The sequence below is a fragment of the Acinetobacter sp. S-1 genome, assembly GCF_059579785.1.
In genome coordinates, this window is the sequence record NZ_CM184207.1 from 983983 (window position 1) to 1009922 (window position 25940).

The 25940-nt window shown below is 39.0% G+C and carries 23 protein-coding genes; 8 read left to right on the forward strand and 15 right to left on the reverse strand.

Annotated elements, in window-relative coordinates; translation table 11 throughout:
* The first annotated feature begins 77 nt into the window (after positions 1-77).
* From cxpE to AC52J8_RS04765, 4 genes are all read left to right on the forward strand, one after another.
* On the forward strand, positions 78-1271 hold the full coding sequence (gene cxpE, locus AC52J8_RS04750) for a chloramphenicol efflux transporter CxpE (protein WP_002118385.1): 1194 nt from the start codon (positions 78-80) through the stop codon (positions 1269-1271).
* 20 nt (positions 1272-1291) lie between these two features.
* Complete coding sequence (gene hda, locus AC52J8_RS04755; protein ID WP_002118656.1) at positions 1292-1990, forward strand: DnaA regulatory inactivator Hda; 699 nt, start codon at positions 1292-1294, stop codon at positions 1988-1990.
* A gap of 329 nt (positions 1991-2319) precedes the next feature.
* A complete protein-coding gene (gene rbtA / locus AC52J8_RS04760; RefSeq protein ID WP_086399773.1) occupies positions 2320-4179 on the forward strand; it encodes a rhombotarget A in 1860 nt (619 codons plus the stop codon).
* An 18-nt stretch (positions 4180-4197) separates the two neighbouring features.
* Positions 4198-6630, forward strand: coding sequence for a CSLREA domain-containing protein (locus AC52J8_RS04765; RefSeq protein WP_086399774.1), 2433 nt, complete (start codon positions 4198-4200; stop codon positions 6628-6630).
* A 91-nt stretch (positions 6631-6721) separates the two neighbouring features.
* Here the strand turns inward: AC52J8_RS04765 and AC52J8_RS04770 are convergent, their stop codons facing one another.
* From AC52J8_RS04770 to AC52J8_RS04790, 5 genes are all read right to left on the reverse strand, one after another.
* Positions 6722-7111 carry a DUF3106 domain-containing protein gene (locus AC52J8_RS04770; RefSeq protein WP_002118619.1) on the reverse strand — a complete coding sequence of 130 codons (390 nt, stop codon included), beginning with the start codon at positions 7109-7111 and terminating at the stop codon, positions 6722-6724.
* Positions 7101-7421: a hypothetical protein gene (locus AC52J8_RS04775; RefSeq protein ID WP_086399775.1), complete on the reverse strand. Its 321-nt coding sequence runs from the start codon at positions 7419-7421 to the stop codon at positions 7101-7103. Before AC52J8_RS04775 ends, AC52J8_RS04770 begins: the two co-directional genes overlap by 11 nt.
* Positions 7411-8025: an RNA polymerase sigma factor gene (locus tag AC52J8_RS04780; RefSeq protein ID WP_002118814.1), complete on the reverse strand. Its 615-nt coding sequence runs from the start codon at positions 8023-8025 to the stop codon at positions 7411-7413. The genes AC52J8_RS04775 and AC52J8_RS04780 overlap by 11 nt, the downstream gene beginning before the upstream one ends.
* Positions 8026-8184: 159 nt before the next feature.
* Complete coding sequence (locus AC52J8_RS04785) at positions 8185-8961, reverse strand: TrmH family RNA methyltransferase (protein ID WP_002118372.1); 777 nt, start codon at positions 8959-8961, stop codon at positions 8185-8187.
* 59 nt (positions 8962-9020) lie between these two features.
* Positions 9021-9992 carry a class 1 fructose-bisphosphatase gene (locus AC52J8_RS04790; protein ID WP_017399238.1) on the reverse strand — a complete coding sequence of 324 codons (972 nt, stop codon included), beginning with the start codon at positions 9990-9992 and terminating at the stop codon, positions 9021-9023.
* A gap of 184 nt (positions 9993-10176) precedes the next feature.
* On the opposite strand from AC52J8_RS04790, the gene AC52J8_RS04795 reads away from it, so the two are divergent.
* Positions 10177-10362 (forward strand): NF038105 family protein, encoded by a 186-nt coding sequence (locus tag AC52J8_RS04795; RefSeq protein WP_005067763.1) that lies wholly within the window; start codon positions 10177-10179, stop codon positions 10360-10362.
* Positions 10363-10412: 50 nt separating this feature from the next.
* On the opposite strand, the gene pal is transcribed toward AC52J8_RS04795, so the two are convergent.
* The 10 genes from pal to AC52J8_RS04845 all read right to left on the reverse strand — a co-directional run bounded on the left by pal (position 10413) and on the right by AC52J8_RS04845 (position 20157).
* Positions 10413-10973 (reverse strand): peptidoglycan-associated lipoprotein Pal, encoded by a 561-nt coding sequence (gene pal / locus AC52J8_RS04800; RefSeq protein ID WP_002118513.1) that lies wholly within the window; start codon positions 10971-10973, stop codon positions 10413-10415.
* A gap of 27 nt (positions 10974-11000) precedes the next feature.
* A complete protein-coding gene (tolB, locus tag AC52J8_RS04805; RefSeq protein ID WP_002118491.1) occupies positions 11001-12281 on the reverse strand; it encodes a Tol-Pal system beta propeller repeat protein TolB in 1281 nt (426 codons plus the stop codon).
* Between the two features lie 93 nt (positions 12282-12374).
* Entirely contained in the window at positions 12375-13775 is a 1401-nt protein-coding gene (tolA, locus tag AC52J8_RS04810) for a cell envelope integrity protein TolA (protein ID WP_086399777.1), read from the reverse strand.
* Positions 13776-13778: 3 nt separating this feature from the next.
* On the reverse strand, positions 13779-14231 hold the full coding sequence (tolR, locus tag AC52J8_RS04815) for a protein TolR (RefSeq protein WP_016146149.1): 453 nt from the start codon (positions 14229-14231) through the stop codon (positions 13779-13781).
* Entirely contained in the window at positions 14231-14929 is a 699-nt protein-coding gene (gene tolQ, locus AC52J8_RS04820) for a protein TolQ (protein WP_016140259.1), read from the reverse strand. The genes tolR and tolQ overlap by 1 nt, the downstream gene beginning before the upstream one ends.
* A 24-nt stretch (positions 14930-14953) precedes the next feature.
* Positions 14954-15361 carry a tol-pal system-associated acyl-CoA thioesterase gene (gene ybgC / locus AC52J8_RS04825; RefSeq protein ID WP_001273591.1) on the reverse strand — a complete coding sequence of 136 codons (408 nt, stop codon included), beginning with the start codon at positions 15359-15361 and terminating at the stop codon, positions 14954-14956.
* A 212-nt stretch (positions 15362-15573) separates the two neighbouring features.
* Entirely contained in the window at positions 15574-16908 is a 1335-nt protein-coding gene (locus tag AC52J8_RS04830; RefSeq protein ID WP_086399779.1) for a M20 family metallopeptidase, read from the reverse strand.
* Between the two features lie 203 nt (positions 16909-17111).
* A complete protein-coding gene (gene ruvB, locus AC52J8_RS04835) occupies positions 17112-18116 on the reverse strand; it encodes a Holliday junction branch migration DNA helicase RuvB (RefSeq protein WP_002052424.1) in 1005 nt (334 codons plus the stop codon).
* A 7-nt stretch (positions 18117-18123) separates the two neighbouring features.
* Positions 18124-18723 carry a Holliday junction branch migration protein RuvA gene (gene ruvA, locus AC52J8_RS04840; protein WP_496538885.1) on the reverse strand — a complete coding sequence of 200 codons (600 nt, stop codon included), beginning with the start codon at positions 18721-18723 and terminating at the stop codon, positions 18124-18126.
* Between the two features lie 93 nt (positions 18724-18816).
* Complete coding sequence (locus AC52J8_RS04845; RefSeq protein WP_005067780.1) at positions 18817-20157, reverse strand: deoxyguanosinetriphosphate triphosphohydrolase; 1341 nt, start codon at positions 20155-20157, stop codon at positions 18817-18819.
* Positions 20158-20466: 309 nt separating this feature from the next.
* Between AC52J8_RS04845 and purL the strand changes: the two genes are divergently transcribed.
* The 3 genes from purL to AC52J8_RS04860 all read left to right on the forward strand — a co-directional run bounded on the left by purL (position 20467) and on the right by AC52J8_RS04860 (position 25911).
* On the forward strand, positions 20467-24300 hold the full coding sequence (gene purL, locus AC52J8_RS04850) for a phosphoribosylformylglycinamidine synthase (protein WP_086399780.1): 3834 nt from the start codon (positions 20467-20469) through the stop codon (positions 24298-24300).
* A 77-nt stretch (positions 24301-24377) separates the two neighbouring features.
* On the forward strand, positions 24378-25583 hold the full coding sequence (locus AC52J8_RS04855) for a multidrug effflux MFS transporter (protein WP_017480562.1): 1206 nt from the start codon (positions 24378-24380) through the stop codon (positions 25581-25583).
* A gap of 202 nt (positions 25584-25785) precedes the next feature.
* Entirely contained in the window at positions 25786-25911 is a 126-nt protein-coding gene (locus tag AC52J8_RS04860) for a KGW motif small protein (protein ID WP_031944991.1), read from the forward strand.
* The last annotated feature ends 29 nt before the right edge of the window (positions 25912-25940 follow it).

Genomic DNA, 25940 nt, shown 5'->3' on the forward strand with positions numbered 1-25940 from the left:
ATTTATGCTCGAAAATGCTATCTTTAATAAAAATATTTTTTCATTTATAACGATTAAATCAAAAAAGGCTAGATTTTATGCAAGATCGTATACTGCGCCGTATTTTTTTACTCGCAGGTATTGTATTGCTGGTATGGGTGTTGTACTTACTCAAGCCTGTAGTCATTCCTTTTATCGGTGCTTTTTTCCTGGCTTATTTATTCAGTCCACTTGTTGATGTGCTGGTAAAAATGAAATTGCCTCGCTGGTTAGCAATTAGCGTGGTATTCGTCGGAATAGGTGTAACCTTAACTATTGCACTCTGGTATTTAGTTCCACTGATTTGGAAACAATTAGTTTATGCCCGAGATAGTATTCCAGCAGGTATTCACTGGATTAACGCTACCTTTTTACCTTGGGTGTCTTCAACATTTAATGTCCAGCAAATGGAAATTGATACAGAGCAGTTGTCTAAAGCTGTCATGGAATATGTCCAAACAAACTATAGCGCAGACAGCATTCAGGCAGTGTTATTAAAACTGGCTCAATCTGGTTTGAATTTTATTCAGATTGGTGGAACGGTTGTTTTAATACCAATTATTGCTTTCTATTTCTTGCTTGATTGGGAACGTATGTTACAAAACTTACGCCGTCTCATTCCGCGTCCATATGAAGCAACTACTTTACAGATCGTTGGTGAATGCCATAGCGTTTTAGGGGCATTTGTTAAAGGTCAGTTTCTTGTCATGCTATTGCTTGGCGTAGTGTATGCAGTTGGTTTACAGCTCATCGGTTTGGAAGTTGGCCTGATTATTGGTATGGTGGCAGGGCTTGCTAGTATTATTCCTTATTTAGGTTTTGCCGTAGGTATTATTGCCGCTGTTATTGCTAGCCTGTTCCAGTTTGGCTTGGATTGGATGCATCTATTACTGGTTGGTATCGTCTTTATGATTGGTCAAGCGGTAGAAGGCTATATCTTACAGCCATTCCTACTGGGTGATAAAATTGGCTTATCTCCTGTAGCAGTTGTTTTTGCAGTATTGGCAGGTGCACAACTTGCAGGCTTCTTGGGAATGTTAATTGCATTGCCTGTTGCTGCGGTTATTGTAGTGTTGTTGAAACATTTAAGAGAGAATTACGAAAGAAGCTCACTTTATGCTCCACCATCTACATTAGTGATCCAACATGGCGATATTGAGCAAATTCATGTACAAACCGAAAGCACTAAGCTTGATCTTGAAGTTAAAACACAGCAAGATACAGATGAACTAAAATCTCCTAACCAGAAATAATTTCAAGGTTAATTCAATATATGCGTCAACTCCAACTGGATATAGAACCTCAACTTGATGCCCGAATCAGTGATTTTTCGGGACCGGGTTGGGGGCATGTAGTCGATGCCGTGCGTCAACTACATGCTGGTCTGGTGAGTAGATTCTATATTTACGGTGGAGCGGGGACGGGGAAGAGTCATTTACTTTCTGCAATTTGTGATTCTTATTTAGAAATAGGCAAATCTGCTATTAAAGTATCTTTGCTCGAACTGCTTGATGCACCTATTGAGGCAATTACCTCTTTAGAACATTATGATCTTGTTGCTTTGGATGACATTGAATCGATTAGTGGTGTGCCTCATTGGCAAAAAGCTGTTTTTCATTTAATGAATAATCATGAAGGACAACTGGTATTTTCTTCGCGTGTAGCGCCAATCGAATTAAAGTTGGAATTACCAGATCTACAATCACGACTTACACAAGCCGTTAGTGTAAAAGTCCCGAGTGGAAGTTTATATGCAGACCGCTATGCCTTGGTGACATCTGTAATGGCTAGACGGGGTATCCATTTTGATCAACAAATTGTTGACTACTTATTATTACATGGACCTCATCAAGCGTCTCTTTTACTGCAAACCGTTGCTCAGTTAGAAAAACTGCTCAAAGGCGAAAAAACAAAACTTTCTAATGCGACTTTAAGACAAATTTATGCTTTGATTGATGAGTATCAACAATAGTTTCTTTAACTTAAGTTTGCTGTTTTGCTTAAATTAAACTTATACAATTAAAAAAATGGCTTCCCTTACATAAGTTTTCTCATTTTAGAATAGTTATATTTATATCTTCTAAATTTTATTTTAATTTTTAATATGCCACTTTTTTGTATTTAAAAAACTTTTTTAGATCTACGAAGCTTTTTGTAATCTAGCTCAAAAATGACTCTACAGACCGACCAAAATGTCTTGAGAAATTCTATTTCATGTGACAAAGTACGCACAAAGGATGCGATTGCAAAAGCGGAAATTTTGCAATATTGACAAAGAAAAACGAAAAAAGATGTAAGGAGATGGGTATGCTCAAACGGAGCATTGCTTTTGCTTTATTGGCTGCTGCTGGACACGCTTATTCTGCCGATATTCAAGTTACAACTACAACTGATGAAGACGTCGATAACACGGTCTGTTCATTACGTGAAGCAATACAATTTCTAAAATATCGTGCATCTTCTAATGCTGCTGAAGTTGAAAAATATGCAAACGGTTATAACGGTTGCGGAAATAAAGATGCTTCTTCAAATATTATTTTGCAGCGTGATAAAGAATATACTCTAAGCAAAAGTATAGTAATTACCGTTCCTGTATCTATTAGTACAGCAAAAAATGATTCTACTCTGATTGAGGAAGGTGCGCCCAATTCGCATAATGCAACGATTAAAATGATAGGTACGGATCAATTATTTCGTATTGATGATGGTAGCGTTGAAAAAGCCTCTTTTACCGTTTCATTTATTGATGTCAATTTAAAGGGTGCTGGCCTAAAGAGTGTAATACCTCAAGGTAACGGTGGATTGATTTATAACCATGAACAATTGGTTATTCAAAATTCTCGTTTAATGGATGGATATGCAACAAATGGTGGAGCAATTTATAACGCTGGTAATTTATCAAATACTACAAAAACAGCGGGTTCGGTAACGATCACTAATAGCTTGATTCAGAATAATAAAGCGAGTCAGGGAGGTGTTTTATATAGTGATATGCCACTTTACTATATTACTCGCTCTGTAGTGCGTGATAATGAAGTAACTGCTGTAGATGGTACATTATTTCATGCTGAAACTAAATTTGCAGATGAAAGTACGGGCGGATATTTAACCTCTCGTATTATTGGTTTAAGTAATAGTACGATTTTTCATAATAAGGGTAATTTTATTGCCAATGTCCGTGATGGAATGGTGATCAATAATATTACTATGATTAAAAATGTGGGAGGATTGTATTTTGATGCTCCACAAGGAAAAGCGTCTGTCTCTAATAGTATTTTAGTAGGTAATACGACAAACTGTAAGGTATCTACAACAGATAAAACGATTGTGCAGAGTAATTTAGTAACAACGGAATGTAACCGTAATGCTTCGGCAGAGTTACCAAATATTATATACCCTGCAAGTGAAAAACTAATTGCTGGAAATACAGATGAAGGAACCTGTGATGTTCCACCAGCAGATGGTTTGTTATGTCCGTATTCAACACCGAGTGATAGTTTTTTAGGATTCTTTAAACCTCGAGTTTTGGATAAATATACTAGTCTTTCGCAATCATTGTTAATTAACAAAGGTCGTTTATATAGTGATGGAACTTCTGTCGGTTTGGCGAGTTGTGAAAAGCAAGATCAACGTGGAAAGAATCGAAGTGGCTATGATGAGTTATGTGATTTAGGTGCAATTGAATTAATTATCAACCGCGATGATATCAGTACACATGGTCAAGATATTAAGTATGGAGAAATTGCCAAATTTAATATCGCTGATGTTGTAGGTGATGGAGAGTTAGTTTCTCCACAAACATGTGAAAAAATGTTTGGAAAAAGAACAGATGGTCAAGCCTGGCAGTCTGGGTGTATGAAGATTGTTCAAACCAGTACACCATCTAAAGGGACTTTATCCATTGATGCTCAGGGAAATTTAACTTATGTTCCAAATGGGAACTGGCATGGAGCAGATGTATTTAATCTATTAGTCGTTACTACTACCACACGTTTTAATGATGCTGCGGATGTTTATCTAACTGTTCCAGTTCAAATCGTGCAAGATCCACCATCAGGTATTGAAGATAAATCTGTAAGCACGGGTGGCGGGGGAAGTGTAGGTGGTGGTTTAGTTTTAGGTCTATTTGGCTTAATTGCTTTAAGACGTTTAAAGTCATAATCAAGGATGATAAAGGCTATGAAAAATTATAAAAAGGCTTTATTAGCATTAGCTGTGATTGCTGCGATGCCATTATTTGCAGATACAACGACTGGAAGAATTGATGTTACAACATTTGATGATGAAGATGGCGACAATACTAACGCCTGCTCATTGCGTGAAGCGATAAAAACAGCTGAGTTGCGTAAATCGTATGGTGGATGTACTGTTATTGATACACGTGAAACTACTCAAAAATCGATTCAGCTTAAAGCAGGAATGTACACTCTAAATAAGGAATTAGTTCCAAATGCTAATATTGCTATTTTTGGTGCTGATCCCGTAGATTGGCAGAAAAAAAGCGTATTAACCAATGATTATCCTGCACAACTTGACTTACAAACACGTATTAATGCTCAAGGTAAATCACGCATTTTCAATACTACTACCTATAAACAGCCCTTGACCTTAAATAATGTAATTCTTGAAAATGGCGTTACAACTGGCCAGGGTGGCGCGATTTATGCTGGTGCTGATATCGCTTTGCAAAATAGTCAGATTTTATCATCTCAAGCAACAAACGGTGGAGCAATTTATTTAGCTTCACCTAATATTACTTTGTCAGTAAATCATTCATTACTTAAAGGTAATAACGCAACACAAGGTAGTGTTTTATCAATGGGGTGTTTTAGTGACACTGTCTATGCACCACGTACCATCACCCTTACATCAAATAGTATTGTGAATAATGGTAATACAGCTTCAACAAGTACATTTGAGTTCTGTGGTAAACCTACTGCGACATTATCGGTTAATACCATTGCAAAAAATATAGCGAATAGTACTAGCGGCAGTATTATTAAGTTTACTGGTGATACCAATAATCCAGCCAATACATCAAGTATTTTAAGTTCAAGCAGTAGTTTAGTACTTTTAAATAATACAATTGTTGAAAACAACGCGAATAGTACTTTCCTCTACGATAAATTGGGCGCAAAAAAGCTAAGTTTTAACGTATTGGCTTATAATACCGGAAGTTATGCCTGTAAATATCTTTTAGGTGCGGCAGCAGAGCAAAAGAGTGTAGGTCTGACTCTGGATTTCAATGCACTTGACTGGACATCAGCAACAGCAAAGTGTGATGTTCCAAAGGAATCTCTGCCAGATGGTCAGACTAATATTAATATTAGTACACAAGCATTCAGCAATTTATTAAGTCCTTTACAAGCGGCAACTGCTTATACTGGGTTCTTACCTATTTACTATCCAAAAAATATTTCTTCTAGCACAGATTTAATTGACGTTGATCAAGATAGTAAAGGAAGTTGTGCCACAATTGATCAACGTGGTTTAAATCGTTTGGCAGATATTACCTCATATTATCAGCCAGAAAGTCGTAATAGTTGTGATATTGGCTCTGTTGAGTTAATGAAGCTCACTACAGGTGATCTAGAGGATGTTAGTAATATTTCATTAACAACTTTAATTGATACTTATCAACAAAATTATGATTTATTTGATAATTATATTAAGGACCCTAAGACGCCTTCTAACTTTATTACTTACTATAAAGTACGTTTAGCTGAATTTAAGAACCTAATTGATACAACTAAAGCAAATCTTAAGTATCGCGCAATCTATCTTGATTTAAAGAACTATGATTTACCTTTACCGACTGAAGACGCGAATCATGTGCTGAAGTTCTTCAACACCACAGATTATCGTATTGCAACCGAGCCATTAGGTATTGGATCTCTTGATGATAAATATGATGCTCAACAAGTTAAAGATTTATCTGATCAGGACAAGGTATTCTGTGAGTGGAATAGTGCTTTACAGCAAATTGTTTTTTATCGCAAAGACGATACGGTGACTCAAGCTGGTACCTATGCTTATTGTAAATATACAATTACAACAGCTGATAATAAATTAAGCTCAAGCGGTCTGATAAAAGCTCGTTTTAATAATATAGAACCAGTTTCTGGCGATGGAACAATTACCTTTAAATATCTTGCAAATGAAACTATTCCATTGAATTTACTTAAATATGCTAATGATGATGGTGATGGTCCTATTAATACGCTTTTAAAGCCTAAATCACAATTTTGGGTAGATGAAAAAGGCGTAGAGTTACCCATCTATTTACCAAGCAAAACATCGAAAGACGGTATTTTTAAAGTAGTTAAAGCTGATCGGGAAGGGCCGTGTCCTGGTCAAGATAAAGATAACATTTGTTATGGTGGAAATATCTATATTCAGGCAACTAACGTATTTAATACTTTTAATGATTCGTTAAGTTATAACGTTTATGATGCTGATGGGAAAATCTCATCTAAAGCTGGCACAATTAACCTTGTAAGTACCGCTACTACTACAGATGATACGCGTGGTGGAGGCGGTGGTGGTAGCCTCGGAATTTTATCTTTAGCCTCTTTACTTGGTTTAGCAGCTTATAGACGCTACCGTAAATAAACTTAAAGAATAAAAAGGCCTCCAATTGGAGGCTTTTTTATAGAAAGTTATTTAAGACATTAAAGTTACTTTATATCAAACAGATTTGTATTTAATGTTCTAAATACTTATTCATGTATTCTTCACGAATTGCTGTTCTTTCTTCACCATTCGCTTTAAGCATCCGCTCACGTAAGTCTTTTCGCTCTTGCGTACTCATTTTTTGCCATGCTTCACGCATTTTTTGTTTTTCAGCTTCAGGAAGTTGAGTAAACCAGTCCATACGTTGCTGTAAGTTGGTGCTTTGATTCGCTGGTAGCTCTTTTAAACTCTGGTAACGTTTAATGACTGCACGTTGCTCTTCTTCGGAAAGGGCATCCCATGTGTCATCGACTTGTGCATTGGCATCTTTAGAAAAAATCCAAAAGCGTTCAAAACCTGCAAAACTTGTCTGCAAGAAACTTAATGAACACAGGATAAGCGCTAATTTTTTAGCTGCCATGTTGTACTTTATCCTCACCCAACACCATTAACATCTCTAAATCTTCCACCATTTGTGGAGATAATTTAGGATTTACGATCACTTGATTTTGTGGCTTATCCACAATCTCGACTGAGTTAGGCAAAATCACAAAACCTGTAATTGCTGCGGCAAGTGCGAAACCAGTCATTTTCCAGACACTATAATAAGAGGCTGGTTTTTGTTGAATATGGTCAAACACATGATTCATGACCACTGTTTTATTTTTATGGTGATCTGCCAAACTATCAAGTTTGGATGTCACCTTTTTAGTGAAATCATCATGATTCATCAGAACCTCCCAAGGGATTTAAATGTGCCAAGTATTCTCTAAGTCCCTGAATTGCTCGGTGATAATGGGTTTTCACACTACCTTCGGTACAGTTCATGATCTGAGCTGTTGTATGGGTGTCAAACCCTTCCCACGCACGTAACATAAATGCCTGTTGTTGACGAACAGGTAGTTTTTCAATCGCTTCCCGAATTTCCTCTATCGTTACCGCCTGATCGAGAAAATCTGCAGGATTAATGGCTTTTTCATCAACTACATCGATAACTTCGTCGTCATCATTATCCAGACTAACTTTTTTGAAGAATGAAAATGGGTTTGCTCTACGAGCTTCTTTGCGGCGCCAATCCTGAAGTTTGTTATTCAAAATAGTGTAAAACAGGGGATACCATTCTTCAGTACTTTTATCGGCATAAGATTTGTGTAAAGCAATAAATGCTTCTTGAACCAAATCCATCGCAATACCTTGTTGACCTTGGGTAGCACTCTCCATCATTACCAAAGCACGACCAGTAACATCTTGCATGAAAACTTTCAGGCGTTGCTCAGCCGTGCTGGCATGAGCACTAGATGTTTCCGATCGAGACTTTTTCGGTGCTAAATCCATGGAGATGGAAAATCCTGTCATTGGACATACCCACCTTATCTTCAATATATCTCTTATATAACGTTGAAAAGAGGTGGGAGGTTGACAACAATCGGTTATTTTTTACTAGTGTAATTGATTTTTTTCACAAATATGTGCGATGTAAAATAAATTAACGTTTTATTGGCGCTGGCGGACCATCTCAAAAAAACAAATAGATCCTGCAATTGCCACGTTTAATGACTCTTGTCCACCTGGTTGAGGAATAGTCACTGATTGTGCGTGATCTAATGCATAATCACTAGCACCTTGTCCTTCATTTCCTAAAATCCACACACACGGTTTAGAAAGGTCTTTTGAGTAAAGACTCGTTGAGCGATGAGAGCTAGTAACAAAAACCGGGATTTGAAATTTTGGAAGGATATCTGTCAGCTGGAAGTTTTCAAAACAATGTAAGCTAAAATGAGCGCCCATACCTGCTCTTAAAACTCGCGGTGACCAAAGTGATGCAGAGCCTTGTGTGCAAATGATTTGTTTAATATTTGCTGCTGCTGCTGAACGTAGCAAAGTACCTACATTACCCGGATCTTGAATATTTTCTAGAATTAAGGTGTCTACATTGTAGTCGATAGTTGATGCAGTTTTAGGTAAATCAATAATCGCTAAGCAAGGTAAGCTTGTACCTAATGTGCTCAAATCTCTATATAAAACTTCACTAATAACAAAAATATGGCCTTGATGTAGCTCTGTTATTTTCTTTAAATCTTCATGTTCTAATGCTTGTTCTGTCGTAAATAAAGAAAAAATCTTCTTTTGCTGTTGTAACCAAGCCAAACAAAGATGTGTGCCTTCAAGAACGGTTTGTTGGTGCTTTTTTCGGGCGTTACTGAGTTCGATTAATCCACGCAAATGTTTAATTTTTGCATTGTCTTTTGATTCTAAAAAAATAACCGCCATAAGAAAATATCCAACAAAAGGGCACCATCATACTATGATGCCCTAAGTAATTAAAATTATTAGTGGTAGCTTGTTACGCGTTCAACTTCATTTTTAGAACCAATGATTACAGGTACACGTTGGTGAAGTTCTGTAGGTTCAATCTCTAGAATGCGTACACGGCCAGTAGTTGATGCACCGCCTGCTTGTTCAATGAGCATACTCATTGGGTTTGCTTCATACATTAAACGTAAACGACCTGCTTTTTTCGGATCTTTTAAGTCGTATGGGTAAAGGAAAATACCACTACGACATAAAATACGGTGAATATCACCCACCATACATGCTACCCAGCGCATATTGAAATCTTTTTCACGAACAGATGTCTTGCCTGCGAGTAATTCATCAATATATTGTTTTACTGGTTGTTCCCAATGACGCTGGTTAGAGGCATTAATTGCAAACTCTTGAGTATCTGCTGCAACCTGTACATTCTCATTCGTCAGCAAGAAAGTTTGAGTTTCTGGATCTAAAGTAAAGAATGCTACGCCATTTCCTACAGTTAAAGCCATCATAGTTGATGGGCCATAAAGTACATAACCAGCAGCAACTTGCTGTGTGCCAGCTTGCATGAAATCGTTTGCTTGTGTTACTGCATTTTTTGCAGGCAAAATAGAGAAAATCGTGCCTACACACATATTGATATCGATATTGCTTGAGCCATCTAATGGATCAAATAAAACGAGGTATTTACCATTTTCTTGTGCAGGTGTGAACTCATCAAGCTCTTCAGAAGCGAGACCGCCCACGTGCGGGTGTACTTTTAAAGCATCAATTAAGTAGTCATTCGAAATCACATCAAGTTTTTTCTGTGTTTCACCCTGAACATTTTCATTGCCAGCACTACCTAAAATACCAGCCAGAGCACCTTTTTGTAATGCTTGGTCGATTGTTTTACAGGTCGTGGCAATAGTATCGATGACTTGAGCCAACTCAGGTGTTAGATTCCCTTTTTGTTGTTGTAAAAATTGGGACAAAGTGAGGTTGGACATAAAAAACGCTCCTGTGCTTCAAGCATCAAAATGAGTCAGATAAATACGTGGCATATTCTAGATGAGAATGTCATAAAATAAAAATTATCTTACTTTATTTGTGTTGGATTTATGCTTACAAGCCCCAATTAAAATGGTATGTTGATTGCATTACAAAGGATTGTATATTTTTAGGAGAATCGAAATGACAACAAAGAAGTTTGATGCGACCCCCACGGCAGGTGAACCAATCAATCTAGATGAAATTTCGAAAGAAAATGTTCAGGAAGCTTGGAAAGATTATGAGGCAAAACCTGAATATAAAGATTTTAATAAGCATGATTTGATTGAGTCCATGCAACATCCTGAAGAAGACAAGAAATCTTCTTAAGTAATAAAAAAACGCTCATATTATTATGAGCGTTTTTTTATGCATATCCCTTATTTTAATAAAGGAGGGACTGCTTCGTAATTAATCTCAACGCGGCGATTTTCTTTCCACGCTGATTCATCATGTCCCGCATTAACAGGAGCTTCTTTACCATAACTTACAGCTTCAAGTTGCTGCGGGTTTACACCATTGGTAATTAAATAGCTTTGTACAGCTTTAGCACGACGCTCACCTAAAGCCATGTTGTACTCACGTGTACCACGTTCATCTGTATGGCCTGTTAATGCAACTTTTGAATTTGCATTTGCGATAAGGAACTGAGCATGAGCTTGAAGTGTTTGGTAGTCTTCAGTAGATAAATCGCTGCTGTCATAATCAAAGTGAACAACGCGTTTAGCCAAAGCCGCTTTATTTGCTTCAGTTACACCTTTAGATGAAGCACCTGCCAAATTTTGAGCATTTAATGCAGCATCTTCACTTAAACCAGAAGTGTTTACCGTGCTTGGATTTGTACCAGTCGTGGTCGTCGCTGCAGGTTTACGGCTAGCACAGCCTGTCATTACGAGTGCTACGCTAAGAAAGGGTAGAGCTAAATACTTGATTGATTTCATGATCATCTCCGTCAATGGAATTAAAAGTTATTTTGGTGCCCAGGCTGGTTCACGTACTTCACCTTGTTCGCTTGGTAAATTCATACGGAAACGTCCATCAGTAGACATAATAGACAACAAGCCACGGTTGCCTTCACGAGTTGCGTAGACCACCATTTGCCCATTTGGTGAGAAACTTGGTGATTCATCTAAACTAGTTGGGGTAAGAATATTGGTGATGCCAGTATTAATGTCTTGAATTGCAACTTTATAACTGCTGCCACTTGGGCGATGAACAAGTGCAATCTTTTTGCCATCTGCACTCAGAGTTCCACGTGCATTAAATGACCCTTTAAATGTCAAACGCTTTACTGAGCCATCAGCAAAGGTGTAACGATAAATTTGGGCAGAGCCACCACGGTCAGAAGTGAAAATAAAGGATTTTCCATCTGGTGTATAACGTGCTTCGGTATCAATTGCCGAGTCATTTGTCATGCGTTTGACTTGGCGAGTTGATAAATCCATTTGATAGATTTCAGGGTTGCCATTCATAGATGCTGTAAACAGCATTGATTGGCCATCGGGTGAGAAACTTGGTGCGCCGTTTAAGCCTCTGAAACTAGTAAGAACTTCACGTGTTCCAGTTGATAAATCCTGTAAATAAATTGCTGGACGTTTAGTTTCAAAAGAAACATAAGCAATTTTTTTAGCATCTGGTGTCCATGCTGGAGAAAGAATTGGATCACGAGATGATAAAACAGTCTTTGGTTGTTCACCATCCGTATCTGCAATTTGTAGTGTATAACGCTCGGCTGGTGTTGCAGGATTTCTTAGCACATATGCAATACGGCCGCTAAAGTCACCTGGAATACCAGTAAGTGCTTGATAAATAGCATCACTTACCATATGGCCAGCCTGACGTATGCGAGCAGCTGGTACATTTAAAAGTTCATTTAAAATGTATTGTTGCTTTTGTACATCATAAAGTTGGTAGTGAACTTCAAAACCTGTCGCTGTTTGTTTAATTTGACCCGTAACTACATATGGTATACCTGCGGCTTGCCAGTCAGAAGCTTGAATCTGATTAATTGCAGCATTGGCAGGTAAGTTTTTAGATGAGCTTGTAAAGCGCCCAGAACGGTTTAAGTCTGTTTCAACAATAGGATAGAGCCCATTGTCGTTGGTAAACGGGACAATAGCAATTTTGGGTGCCTGATCTGGTGCTTTGGCAATTTCCAGATATAACTGGGCAAAAGCAGTGGTAGAAGCAATAGGGCTTAAGGCTGTGATCAGTGCTAAAGATAGCAGGTGTTTGCGGCTCGTATTCATAAGTTTAAAGTCATAGCAGGTATTTTTGTGACTGTTGATTTTGTAGCATAGTTACATGCCTTAAACTATTTAAAGCATGTAACTCTTTCAAAATTATTGCGCTCTAAATGTAGAGCTAACACTTCTTGCTTCACGTCTTGCATCTGGATCTGATGGCATAGGATAGGGCGCTGCGGCTTGAATTGCAGCTTTAATACTTGCGTCTAAGGCATCATCACCACTTGAACGTGTGATCACAATAGAATTAACGCTTCCCGAATCGGAGAGGGTAAAACGAACACCAACTGTTTTACCACTACTGCCAGTTGGAACGTCCCAAGAGCGTCGAATTTTTTGTTCAAAATCGCGTCTAGCTGAAGAAGCAACTTTTTTAGCTTCAGCTTTCTTTTGAGCTGCTTCTTCTTGTGCTTTTTGAGCAGATGCAGCTTTGGCTTCGGCCTCTGCTTCAGCTTTACGCTTAGCATCGTCAGCAGCTTTTTGCTTGGCTTTAGCATCAGCTTCAGCTTTACGTTTAGCATCGTCAGCAGCCTTTTGCTGTTTGGCTTTCGCATCGGCCTCTGCTTTACGTTTAGCATCGTCAGTAGCTTTTTGTTGTTTAGCTTTTGCATCTGCTTCAGCTTTGCGTTTAGCATCATCAGCTTTTTGCTGTTTAGCTTTCGCATCGGCTTCCGCTTTACGTTTAGCATCATCAGCAGACTTTTGCTGCTTAGCTTTAGCAGCAGCTTCAGCTTTGCGTTTAGCGTCATCGGCAGCTTTTTGCTGCTTGGCTTTTGCATCAGCTTCAGCTTTACGTTTAGCATCGTCATTAGCTTTTTGCTGTTTAGCTTTAGCATCTGCTTCAGCTTTTCGCTTAGCTTCTTGTTGTGCCTGAAGCTTAGCATTCTCGGCCTTTTGAGCTTCACGTTTTAATTTTGCATCAGCCTCAGCTTTACGTTTAGCGTCTTCAGCAGCTTTACGAGCTTCACTTTGCTCTTGCTTAGCTTTGGCATCTGCTTGAGCTTTTGCCGTTTGTTCGGCCTTACGCTTTTGTTCGGCTTCTGATTTTGCTTTAGCTTCAGCCTGCTGTTTTTGTATTTCCTCTTTACGTTGCTGTTCCGCTGCTTGTTTCATTTTTGCAGCTTCTTCAGCTTTACGTTTTTGCTCAGCTAACTTAGCTTGTTGTGCCTGTTCGGCCTTTTGCTGTTGGGCAGCAAGTTGTTGAGCTGTTGGAGGAGGAGGCGTAGTCGGAAGATTTTGAGGAAGCGTTTCATCCACAATAGGGGTTAATACCTCTTTTGCTTCATTGGTAGCTGTAGTCTCTTGTTCAACTTCTTTTGCTAAAGGAGGAGGCAAATCTTCTGGCTTAACTAAAATAGTTGTTAGCTTTTTTGGCTGTTCAGGTGGTTTACTCAAGCCTAAAAAAAGCAAGCCAACAATGGCAATTGCATGAACTCCGAGTGTAAAGCTCAATGCAATCGCATTTTGTTTAAAGGGTGGCTTTTGATTTTTGTTCATAGCTTATTTTAAAGGCTCTGTCAGAAGGCCAACTTGAGTTAAACCTGCTTCTTGTAAACTCGCCATCAATGATACGACTTCTCCATAAGGACGAGACTTATCACCATTGACTAAAACTGTGAGTTGTTTGTTTTCTTGTTCAGCTTGTTTTTGAGCATCGCTTAAAACTGCTTCGAGTTTTTCACGAGATAATGGTTCATTATCTTTGTAATCTTCATACTGAAGATAAATATTGCCATCTTTGCCAATTGTTACCATGGCTGGCATATCTTTTGATTCGATAGGATGGTTATTTGCTTGAGGTAAATCAACCTTGATACCACTGGTAATCATAGGAGCAGTTACCATAAAAATAACCAAAAGTACGAGCATAACGTCAATATAAGGTACGACGTTCATATCACTTTTTAATGGTTTTTTTATGCGCTCAAAGCGCCCTGAACGCTGAATTGCCATTATGCATCTTCCTGTGATGAACCCACAGATTGACGTTGCAATAAAGCAATCATCTCTTCAGCAAATAAAGCGCGATCAGAATAAACACTTTCACTTTTAGCAGTGAAGTGGTTAAAAGCCAATACAGCAGGAATTGCGGCAAACAAACCAATTGCAGTTGCAATAAGTGCTTCGGCAATACCGGGTGCAACAGTTGCCAGAGTTACTTGATCAACCGCAGCTAAACCGATAAAGGCATTCATAATACCCCAAACAGTACCGAATAGACCGATGTATGGGGCCACAGAACCAATACTTGCTAAAGTCCCTAAACCATATTCTAAATGGCTTTGATCACGGCTCAAACCTACGCGTAAAATACGCTCCGTGCCTTCGATTGTTTGAGAGACAGGAGCTTGACGTTTTTTGAGTTTAAAAAATTCGCTCAACCCTTGATAAAAAATATCTTCAAGCCCTGAACGCTTTGAGTTGAGTTGAGCATTGTTGTAAAGCGTATTGAGTTCAGCACCAGACCAGAACATTTTTTGGAAATGTTCATCGTCCTGATGTGCTTTTTTATAACTCATATGTAACTTGGCAATCAGATACCAACTAAAGATCGATGCTAACAATAAAATTAGCATGACCAACTGAACGACTGGACTTGCTTGTAAAATAAGGTCAGAAATATGCAGGGTTGATTCAATGTTTGTTGCCATAGGTTACATATGCCGGTTGTTTTTTTAGTCTTGTTCCAATTCTTTACGAATAAGATCACGTATTTCTTCTGGAAGACGACGAGGCATTAAGTCTTTGCTTAAACATGCCAACTCAACCTCACCAGAAGCAAGCAAGATTTCACCACGATAAATATTTTGTTGCAACACAAATGACGCAGCTTTACATGAAACTACACGTGCTGTAACAGTAATTAAATCATCCATTAAAATAGGACGCATATATTTTACGTCAATTTTATATACGACAAAGTTGTAGTCTTTTTGGTGCCAGTAATGGTCAACGCCAGCAGCACGGAGCCATTCGGTACGGGTACGTTCCATATAGCGAATATGGTTGGCATGGTAAACAATACCACCTGCGTCCGTATCTTCAATATAAACACGAATGTTGAATTCAAAATGATTCGCCATGAGAGTATTCCGTTTTAGTTCACTATAGAGCTTTATATTTAAAATATGGCTTTGAATAAAACATTAGCTCTACTCAAAAGCCATACATCTGCTTTTAAATACGGGGCAGTTTAGCAGATTGCATACTAAGTCCTATGGCACAACCTTTCAATTGCGGTTACTGTATTTCTAAACTAAAAACGCTACATCTTATGGCTAGCAAGCTTTTTAAGTTAAGAGGGCTTCCATGCGGTTTGAACTTGTTTTGATATATTCGGATAATCTAATACGAATCTTACATGTAGCTCGGTCCCTGTTTTTAAGGCCTTGTTATCTACAATAAAATAAGGACTATGATTTGGTGCAGCCTGAGTTAAGTCCTGATTTTCTGGAGTTGCGCCCAAAAAAACAAAAAATGAGGGCATTAACTTACCATAATAGGCAAAATCTTCACTTGCGCTTGCATTATGATCTAGAACATGAAGTTTTGAATCGCCAACAACTTCGGCTAATGTAGGTTGAATCAATTGGGTAAGCGCCTTGTCGTTCATGGTTACTGGAGCATAAGGAGCAATTTCAACTTTGGCAGTCACGCCGTTGGCTTGAGCGTTATGCTCTATCATGGTGGGTAAACTTTTTAAGATATTTGCTCGTATCTGTTCGTTGTTAGAGCGAATGGTTCCGATCATATTGACTTGTTCCGGAATTACATTTCCTGCCGTACCACCTTGAATATTACCGATAGTGACTACACCCATGCCTTGGGTGAGGTCGGTTCTTCGGCTAATAAGACTCTGTAAATTATTAATCATTTGTGCAGATGCATAAATTGGATCTCTACCTAACCATGGGGTCGAGCCGTGAACCTGCTTACCGTTAACCTGAATACGCAAGTGATCTGCGCTATTTAAAATGGCACCATCTTTATAATAAAGGTGTCCACTTTGCATACCAGATATGACATGTATTCCAAAAATAGCTTCGGGTTTATAATCTTTAAATGCACCGTCTGTGATCATTTTTCTTGAGCCGATTTGATCACCCTGCTTAAAGTTGTCTATATCTGCTCCACCTTCTTCAGCGGGTTGAAAAACAAAGACAACAGTACCCGATATTTTATCTTTATTCGCAGCTAGAATTTTTGCTGCACCTAATAGCATTGCTGTGTGTGCATCATGTCCACAGGCATGCATCACATAAGTTTCTTTACCTTGATAAATTGCTTTTTGTTTACTAGAAAAGGGAACTCCGCTTTTTTCTTCCATAGGTAGCGCATCCATATCTGCTCTAAGCGCGATAATAGGACCGGGTTTATTACCTTTTAAAATGCCAATAACCCCTGTTTTTGCATAACCTGTTTTGACTTGAATGCCATAAGACTTCAATTCTTTTTGAACCAGTGCTGATGTTTTAAATTCCATGTTGCCGAGTTCAGGATGCTCGTGAATATGTTGTCTTAATTGAATAACCTGATTTTCATTTTGTTGTGCAGCATCTTTTACCCAATCTGCTAGGCTCAGCTGACTCATTAGAGCAAGTGGAAAAATTAAAGCGGCTTTTTTGTACATGTCCTTATCCTAAAAATATTATTGTTCATAAGATTTGATATCTACATTTCTTATAATGCAGTTTTTAAAAATATTAAAAAATCAATAAGGTATAAAAATAGACTTAAAAGGTATGGAGTGGCTAATTTATTGATAAGACACTTATTATTTCATTGGATAGAGAGATTAAATTAAAAAAGGAAGAGAAAATTCTCTTCCTTTGATTAGTTTTTAGGCTCAGGTGGTGTCATTCCAAACTGTAAATAAGATTGGTTGGTTGCAATCCGACCTCGTGCAGTACGCATGACATAACCTTGTTGAATTAAATAAGGTTCAATCACATCTTCAAGCGTACCGCTGTCTTCAGCCATCGCTGCTGCAAGCGCTTCAACTCCAGCAGGACCGCCATCAAAACGCTCTAATAGCATGCTCAAATAACGTCTGTCTAGGGTATCTAAGCCAGCTTTATCAACATTGAGCATATCTAGTGCGCGCTGCGCCATTTCATGGGTCACTTCACCTGTGCCTTTCACTTGAGCATAGTCACGAACACGTCGTAATAAACGGTTAGCGATACGAGGTGTTCCGCGTGATCGGCGTGCTACTTCTTCTGCGCCTTCAACTGTAATGGGTACATCCATTAAGTTTGCAGAGCGTGACACAATGTGAGTCAAGTCTTCTACAGAGTAGAACTCAAGACGTTGCACAATACCGAAGCGGTCACGTAATGGTGAGGTCAACAAGCCCGCACGTGTGGTCGCAGCGACGAGTGTAAAAGGTGGTAAATCGAGTTTAATTGAACGAGCAGCAGGGCCTTCACCAATCATGATATCTAATTGGTAATCTTCCATTGCTGGATAGAGAATTTCTTCAATCACTGGAGAAAGACGATGAATCTCATCAATAAATAAAACATCGCCTTCTTCAAGGTTAGTCAGCATTGCTGCTAAATCACCCGCACGTTCTAATACCGGTCCTGAAGTAGATTTGAGGTTACCACCCATTTCTCGAGCAATAATATTAGCAAGTGTGGTTTTACCTAAACCCGGCGGACCAAAAATCAGTGTATGGTCGAGTGCTTCACCACGGCCACGAGCAGCACCAATAAAAATTTCCATTTGCTCGCGTACGACTGGTTGCCCAATATAGTCGGCAAGAGAAGTTGGTCGAATAGCCCGGTCAAAATGATCTTCTGGTTTTTCTGTTCCACTGATTAGACGGTCTTGCATAAGTGTTTTACTTCATCATGGATTTAAGAGCAGCACGAATAATATCGGCTGATTCTGTGTAATCGGCTTTAACCGCAGCAACAGCTTTTTGTGCTTCAAGTGGTTTATAACCTAAAGATTGCAACGCAGCTTCTGCCTCTGCAACAGGAGAATTTGCAGCAAATTGAATTTGAGGCATGGTCGCCACAGTTGAAGTGCCTTGAGCCAATGTTTTGAAACGGTCACGGAGTTCAATCATTAAACGTTCAGCTGTTTTTTTGCCAACCCCTGGAACTTTGAGCAGCGTATTTATATCATCATGTTCAATGGTGTGAACCAATAACTCAACACTTAGCGTCGATAAAATACCCAATGCCATTTTCGGACCGACACCGTTTACTTTTAATAAGGTGCGGAAAATTGTTTTCTCTTGAGCATCACTAAAACCGTAGAGTTGTTGAGCATCTTCACGAACAACCAAATGCGTCCATAGCGTAACTTTCTGGCCCTTTTGTAATTGGCAAAATGTTGAAAGTGGCGTATCAATTTCATAGCCCACCCCATTTACATTCAGTAAGACAGTAGGGGCTTCTAAGGCAAACACTTCGCCAATTAAACATCCGATCATAGCGTAATTTCACTTATTCATAACTGTAAATCTGGTCGTTCTAAAATGAATTGAAAACGACACTGGTTTTATTTCTTTCTATATCAAGCCAGCTTAAAACAAGCCAATTTTATTACCTTGCAACTCTTGCGCCAAGCTATAAGCCTGATGATCTGAGAACTTACTAATAATATCGAGTACTTGCATGATATTGCTGTAGTGATTATTGCTAAAGTTAGCACCATACAGGTTAAGGATAGACATTAAACGTTGTTCTTTAAAGCTTAAAGATTTATGCGGCGTTGTGAGTGGTACAAATGCATCCAAAATCGTTTGTAAACTCTGATGTGCAATAATTTCTAAACCCGACTTTTGTGGGTGCTCAAAAATTTTATCACGTGCCAGATTTTTGGCAGTTTCGATACCAATTGCAATATCTGGCGAACAATATTGCAAAAGATTGCCTTTAAGCTGACCTGTAATGATTTCATAGTGATTTTTAGCAAAAGCCGTAGTGACTTCATCAACAAGACGTTTCATGACTCGACCACGTAATGCTGAGATCTTTTGTTGCCATGTACTGTTTGGATGAGACAACTCTTCAGGTTGACCATAGTCGGCAATAAGATTTAGGAATATTGGTTCAACTTCTTGGTAACTCAGCATATTTAAGACAATACCATCTTCTAAATCAATGAGGGCATAGCAAATGTCATCAGCAGCTTCTAACAGGTACGTGAGTGGATGACGGCAATAATGATATTCCCCGAGTTGAATCAGCCCGAGCTGTTCCGCAATCTGTTTTAAAATTTCTTTTTCAGACTGATAACAACCAAACTTTGCTCTTTGATGCGAAGGGCGGTCACCCTGCGAAGCAATTGTTTTTGAAAGCCATGGATATTTTAGATAAGCACCTAAAGTTGCATAAGTTAAGCGCATACCGCCATCATTTGGATGATAGTCAATGCGACTTAATAGACGTAATCCTTGAGCATTACCTTCAAACTGACGAACATCAGCTTCTTCTTCGGGGCTTAGTTTCTTTAAAAAATCATCATGTGAGGCATCATCGAACCATTCACGAATTGCGTATTCACCCGCATGTCCAAAAGGGGGGTTACCAATATCGTGGGCCAGACAAGCTGCCTGAATAATTGCTCCGACATCGGCAGGTGAAATCCAGACAGGTAATTCATCTTTTATTTTTTCTGCGGCAAGCATGCCCATTGAGCGACCAATGCAGGAAACCTCAAGGGAGTGTGTTAAGCGGGTATGAATGCCATCATGTTGTGCTAGAGGATGAACTTGCGTCTTACGGTTTAACTGACGAAAACTTTGAGAAAATATAATGCGGTCATAATCTTTATGGAATGGGCTACGAGCCAGTTCTGTACTACTTTTTTTGCTACCTAAACGAACTGCGGAAAGCAGCTCTAACCAACGCATTTGTTCCATTTATCATTATTCAAAACTATAAAACCTGATCATGCCAAAAAAAACTTAAAAGCACTAGCTTGGTGCGACATAGTTTGTCTTAGTTCGGGTTTTATTATGTTATTGAATAAACATGCAACAATTTATTTTTAGCAAGAATGACTAAAAAAATGATTTTGAACAAAAAACAAATCACTTCTTGCAGAATTAGGTTACAGAATACTGATTCTACATCTAGCTGATTTTACCAAGAAGCAGTAGAATATGCGCTCTCTCTAAAGTCACATTGCGGTAAGGTTCACAAGACCTGCCCGTGGAGCCAAAATCAACATGTTTATCGTGGCCGGTGCAGCAGCACATTCTTCTTTTAAGAAAGCTCAACTATTAACACGTTTATCGTCAATTAGTTCTGTTCAATCTTTTGACAGCCAATGGGTCTATTTGTTTGATCACGCGCTCAACGAGCAGCAACATCAATCTGCTTTGCAATTATTGAATGACGGTGAGTCTTTTGAACTTCGTCAATCTGCAAGTGATGAGATTCAGATTTTAGTTACACCACGTGTGGGTACTATTTCACCTTGGTCTTCTAAAGCAACTGATATTTTCAAAAACTGTAATACGCCAGTACACCGTTTAGAACGTGGTCTTTTATTCACGTTAAAAGGCGTTACTGAAATTACGAATGAAGTTAAACAAGTACTTCATGACCGTATGACAGAAACAGTTTTTGCTCAAATTGAAGATGCAAAAGCATTATTCTCAGAAACAGCTCCAAAACCATTAAATTCAATTGATATCTTGGGCGAAGGCAAAGAAGCTTTGGTTAAAGCGAACAATGAGTTCGGTTTTGCGCTTTCTGAACAAGAAATTGATTATTTAACAGAAGCATTCGGTAAGCTTGGTCGTAATCCAAATGATATCGAATTGATGATGTTTGCACAGGCGAACTCTGAACACTGTCGTCATAAAATCTTCGGTTCTGAATGGACAATTGATGGTGAAAAACAACCATTATCATTGTTCCAGATGATTAAAAATACTTATAAAGAATCTCCAACTGATGTGTTATCTGCATATAAAGATAACGCGTCTGTAATCGTTGGTTATGACACGATGCGTTTTTATCCAAAAGCGGATGAAAATGGTCACTTTGTTTATAAATATAAGAGCCAGGCTGCTCATATTTTAATGAAGGTTGAAACTCATAACCACCCAACAGCAATTTCTCCATTTGCTGGTGCTGCTACCGGTTCAGGCGGTGAAATCCGTGATGAAGGTGCAACTGGTCGTGGTGGTAAACCAAAAGCTGGTTTAACAGGCTTTACTGTTTCTAACTTAAATATTCCTGGTTTTGAACAACCGTGGGAAGAAAACTACGGTAAACCTTCACGTATGGCATCGCCATTACAAATCATGATTGAAGGTCCATTAGGTGGCGCGGCATTTAACAACGAATTCGGCCGTCCTGCATTAAATGGTTATTTCCGTACTTTCGAACAGAATGTAAATGGTGAAGTGAAGGGCTTCCATAAGCCAATCATGATTGCTGGTGGTTATGGTAACATTCGTCCTGACCATGTAGAAAAAGATGCGATTCAACCAGGTGACTTGCTCATTGTATTGGGTGGCCCTGCAATGTTAATCGGTCTTGGCGGCGGTGCAGCATCTTCTGTAGACAGCGGTACAATGGGTGAAAGCCTTGATTTCGCATCTGTACAACGTGAAAACCCAGAAATGGAACGCCGTTGTCAAGAAGTGATCGATACATGCTGGCGCTTAGAAGACTTCAACCCAATCGTTTCTGTACACGACGTTGGTGCGGGTGGTCTATCAAATGCTATGCCTGAACTTGTGAATGACCATGAGTTAGGTGCAGTTCTTAACCTTCGTAAGATTCCTTCATTAGAACCGGGCATGAGCCCAATGGAAATCTGGTCAAACGAAGCACAAGAGCGTTATGTTCTTGCAATTCGTCCAGAGTCTTTAGAACAGTTCGAATCAATCTGTGCTCGTGAACGTTGTCCATTTGCCGTGTTAGGTGAAGCAACTGAAGCTCGTCATTTAACTGTTGAAGATCCATTGTTCCAGAACAATGCAGTTGATATCCCAATGCAAGTAATGCTTGGTGGTACACCGCGTATGCAACGTTCTTATGAAACAATTGAGCGTAAAGGTAACGAGTTTGACGCTTCAAAAGTTGATTTGAAAGATGCGATTTTCCGTGTATTGAAAAATCCTACAGTTGCGTCTAAGTCATTCTTAATCACCATTGGTGACCGCTCAATTACAGGTATGGTTGCACGTGATCAAATGGTTGGTCGTTGGCAGATTCCTGTTGCGGATGCAGCAGTAACGACGACAAGCTTACAAGGCTTCACTGGTGAAGCAATGGCGATGGGTGAACGTCCGCCAGTAGCATTGTTAAATCCAGCAGCATCTGCTCGTTTGGCAGTTGCTGAAGCAATTACTAATATTGCATGTGCAAACATTGAACAAATTAGCGATATCAAACTTTCTGCAAACTGGATGGCTGCTGCTGGTCAAAAAGGTGAAGACCAAGCATTGTTTGAAGGTGTGAAAGCGATTGGTATGGAAATGTGTCCTGCTTTAGGAATTGCGATTCCTGTAGGTAAAGACTCGCTTTCAATGCGTACCACTTGGAATGATAATGGTGAAGATAAAGCTGTAACATCTCCAATGACTGGTGTAATTACTGCATTTGCTCCAGTAGCTGATGTTCGTAAGACTTTAACACCTGAACTTAAGAATTTAGAAGACTCAGTACTTGTACGTATTGATTTATCTAAAGGCCAGTTCCGTTTAGGTGGTTCGATTCTTGCGCAAGTATATAAAGCAATCGGTTCAATCACTCCAGACGTTGATAGTTTTGATGATTTCAAAGCGTTCTTTGCTTTAATTCAAGATTGGAACAACCGTGACTTGATTCAAGCTTACCATGACATTGGTGATGGTGGTTTACTCGCAACTGTTGCTGAAATGATGTTCGCTGCACGTTTAGGTGTTGCATTAGAAGACCAAACTCCAGCAAGTTTATTTGCTGAAGAAATTGGTGCAGTTCTTCAAATTAAGGCAACTGATTGGGACGCTTTACAAGCAGAAGTTGCTGCTTCTAGCTTAAAAGATGCAATTGCTGTAGTTGGTCGTGTAAACAACACAGATCAATTATCTGTAAATGGTTTGACTTTAGAGCGCGCAGAGTTACAACAAGCTTGGTCAGAAGTATCTCATCAGATCCAACGTTTACGTGATAACATTGAAACTGCTGACCAAGAATTTGCTTTAATTGCAGATAAATCACATCAAGGCTTAATTGCTAAACCAACATTTGACTTGAATGAACCTATTGAAGCACCGTTCATTAACACACGTCGTCCTAATATGGCGATCTTGCGTGAGCAAGGTGTAAACGGTCATATTGAGATGGCAGCAGCCTTTGATAAGGTTGGTTTCAATACCGTTGACGTGCATATGAGTGATTTACTTGCAGGTCGCGTTAGCCTAAGTGATTTTGAAGGTTTAGTGACTTGTGGCGGTTTCTCTTACGGTGACGTAATGGGTGCTGGCGGTGGCTGGGCAAAATCTGTATTGTTCAATGCGAAATTACGTGATCAGTTTGAACAATTCTTCCATCGTGAAGATACGTTCAGCTTAGGTATCTGTAATGGTTGCCAAATGTTGTCACAATTAGCGCCACTTATTCCGGGTGCTGAACACTGGCCACGTTTCCACCGCAATATGTCAGAAGTTTTTGAAGCTCGTAGCGTAAACGTTCGTGTTGAAAAATCTGTTTCTGTATTGCTTAATGGAATGGAAGGTTCGATTTTACCGATTGCTGTAGCACACGGTGAAGGTCGTGCAGTTGCGAGTGAAGCTGATATTGCAGGCTTGAATGCAGCTAACCAAGTTGCTTTGCGTTATGTTGACAGCCATGGTAACCCGACTCAACATTATCCATTGAATCCGAATGGTTCGCCAGAAGCGATTACTGGTGTAACGTCTAAAGATGGTCGTGCAACAATTATGATGCCACACCCAGAGCGTACTTTCCGTGCAATTCAACACTCTTGGAGTCCAGAAGAATGGACTGAAGATGGTGCATGGTTACGTATGTTCCGTAACGCACGTAAGTTTATCGGTTAATATAAAAATTGAAATAAGCCACCGTAAGGTGGCTTATTTATATGTAGTACGATATTAATAAATAGCAGAGAAGAAAAATGAAATCAAAAATCCATTTCCATGAATTTGCACTTCTGATGGCATTGCTCATGTCTATTGTTTCTTTTTCAATAGATGCAGTCCTACCTGCTTTGGGCGAAATCGGACGAGTTTTTGACTTAAAAAATAATAATCAGACACAGTGGGTCATTATTGGTATTTTTTCCGGTATGACGATTGGTCAACTGATTGCTGGCCCTCTATCCGATGCGATTGGCCGTAAACGTATTTTATTCACAGGAATTGTTATTTACTTTCTGGGAAGTTTGTTGTGTTTTACCACACAAAGTTTTGAATGGTTTCTAATTGGACGTTTCATTCAAGGGGTTGGTGTATCAGGTCCTTATGTGGCTTCTATTTCAATTGTTAGGGATAAATACAGTGGGGCTCAAATGGCCCGCATCATGTCTTTAATTATGATGGTGTTTATGGTTGCCCCAGCAATTGCACCAAGTTTGGGACAGCTCATTATCCATTTCTTTGGTTGGCGTGAGATCTTTGTTTTATATATGGCCTATGCCACAGTTGTCGGGGTATGGGTTGCTTTACGTTTGGAAGAGACGTTGCTTCCAGAAAATCGTTTACCTATGCGTCTACAAGCATTTCGGGAAGGTTTTAAAGAAGTTGTAAGTAATAAAACCACCATGAGCTATTTGCTATGTGCAGGTTTTTGCTTTGGTGGATTCATTGGTTATTTGGGTACTTCTCAGCAAATTTTTATGCAGCAGTTTGGGAAAACAGGGCAAGAGTTTAGTGCTTATTTTGCTGTGCTTGCAGGTGTAATGGGAGTCGCTTCATTTACAAACTCTAAAATTGTTATGAAGTTTGGTATGCGTCCAATCTGTATTTATGGCTTTCTAGGTTTGTGCTTAATTTCTTTAGTTTTCTTAGGAATTCAACTTTTAGGTGTGGCTGTTTCATTCTGGATGTTTATGCTTTATGCCTGCATTTTATTTTTATTATTTGGAACTTTATTTGGTAATTTAAACGCGATTGCAATGGAACCAATGGGGCATGTTGCTGGTATGGCTTCGGCCATTATTGGTGCAGCATCCTCTGTTTTGTCACTTATTCTCGCTTCCATTATTGGGCAGCTATATAACGGTACATTAATACCAATGACTGGCGGTTTCGTCATTTTATGTGGTTTAGCATTCATGATGACAATATATGAGAACAGATATTTAAAGAAATCGAATACTTAAAATTATAAAGACGCAGCTCTAGCACACTGAAATTTAAAACTTTGTTCAGAGTAAGAGTTACATATAAATGAGTGTAGCTCTACTAAGCATTTTATGAAAATTATAAGCCTATAGACATTCGGCTATTTAACACTTTATAGTTTGTTCAAGATTGGATCAATTTTTGCTTTCTCTGTAACAACGATAAAAATCGGAGATCAAAATGATGAAAAATAAGTATCACATAAGAACAATGTATACCAAAGATAAGGGCTGGCGCTTATTTGGCTTGGCACTTGCCATTCAAATCCTCTTTATTGGAGTAAATTATTTGGTAATGATGAGCTGACTTTGATTTAGAAGCTTTTTTAAAGGTAT